This is a genomic window from Chromatium okenii (assembly GCF_016583745.1).
Taxonomy (GTDB): domain Bacteria; phylum Pseudomonadota; class Gammaproteobacteria; order Chromatiales; family Chromatiaceae; genus Chromatium; species Chromatium okenii.
This window is the reverse complement of record NZ_NRRQ01000089.1, coordinates 1-1,492: the sequence shown is the minus strand read 5'-3', so window position 1 is coordinate 1,492 and position 1,492 is coordinate 1. Positions and strand designations below refer to the sequence as shown.

Sequence of the window (1,492 nt, the reverse complement as noted above, 5' to 3'; positions counted from 1 at the left end):
CCATCTGTTCGACTTCGCGCTCGCCGCCGTACCGCCCGACCGACAGGATCGTCGCGCCATGCATGGCGAACAGCAGAGCCGAGCCATACAAGAACGCAATCGAGAGCATGTGGAACGGGTTGTAGTACAGGTTGCCGTAGCGGAGGGAGAACGCCGCGGTCCAGTCCAGATGGGGGAAAATGCCGAACGGCACGCCCTCACTGAAATGACCCATCAGCAGCGGCTGAATGAAGCCCATGCACAGCATCAGCCAGATCGCCGAGGCAAAGGCCCAGGCCATATGCGTGCTGAGCCCGAGCGCGACGGCGCGACGATACACGCGCGCCCACCAGAGCAGCACTGACATGGTCATGCAGAAGCCGGCCATCAGCCACCAGCCGCCTTCCGCCAACGGCGGGAACAGCTTGATGCCGTACTCGGGCTTCGGCGGTTCGAGAGCCAGCCAAGGCAACTGCCTCACGAACTGGATTGGATCCCAGTGCACCGAGGCGAGCATGTTAAGGCCGATGATCTCAAACGCGACAAACCCAAAGAGCAGAGAAAACACTCCGAGGGTGCCGAGATAGAGCGGCCCGATCTGCGCGTTGCCGATAAATCCGAGCCAATAGGAAATGATTGGCTTTCCTATACGCTCGCGATCGACGATTGGACCGCCCAGACCTTCTTCAGGCGTCTTTGGGTGGACCTGGACTTGAGTGAAGACATTCTCGTAAATGGACACGCTCGCCTCCTAGACGTTAGCGCCAGATCGGCAGGTTGAGCCACCAATTCCACCATTCAGGCCAACCCTTGGTCCAGAACGGACCGCTGATCAGGATGCAGACCGCGCTCCAGAACACAGCGGACAGCGCAAGGAACAGGCCGAGACGATGAATGCCGAGCGTGCCGATCGAATAGCCGACCACGTCACGGAAGAACCAGTCTTCGTATTCGGTCGGACGGACGGTCTCACCCTGCCGCGGATTAGCGGCCGACACGATCACAGCGCCGTGCATCGCGAGCGCAAGACAGGTCGTGAAGAAGAAGGTGATCGCCAGCATGTGCGCCGGGTTATAGTGGAAATGCAGGTACTGATAGCCCGTGTTGGAAACCCAATCGAGGTGACTGAGAATCCCATAGGGGGATCCGTAACCCCAGGCGCCCATCAGAACCGGCCGGAACACGACAAGCGTCGTGTAGGCGAGGATCGCGAAGCCGAAAGCGATCGGAACGTGATAGCCGATTCCGAGCTTCCGGCAGATTTCTACTTCACGCAGCGCCCAGGAGCCAAAGGCGCCAAGCGCGCAGACAGTGACGATCTGCCAGATGCCACCCTCTTTCAAGGGAGCGAGGCCAAGGCCATATTTCAGGTCAGGCGGCGCAATGTTGATCTGCCAGATGTTCCATACGTGATCGAGGGCGGTCCCGTAGGCGATCATCGCGACGCCGACGAGAGAGAAGATGAACGTAGTGACACCAAAGAATCCGACGTAGAACGGCCCCACCCAGAAGT

2 protein-coding genes are annotated in these 1,492 nt (G+C 59.6%); both read right to left on the bottom strand.

Annotated elements, in window-relative coordinates; translation table 11 throughout:
• Window positions 1-721 (bottom strand): photosynthetic reaction center subunit M (pufM, locus tag CKO12_RS14230; protein WP_200155379.1); only part of this gene is annotated, 721 nt, incomplete at its 3' end.
• A gap of 16 nt (window positions 722-737) precedes the next feature.
• The coding region (gene pufL, locus CKO12_RS14225; protein ID WP_200155378.1) for a photosynthetic reaction center subunit L at window positions 738-1,492 on the bottom strand (755 nt) is incomplete at its 5' end.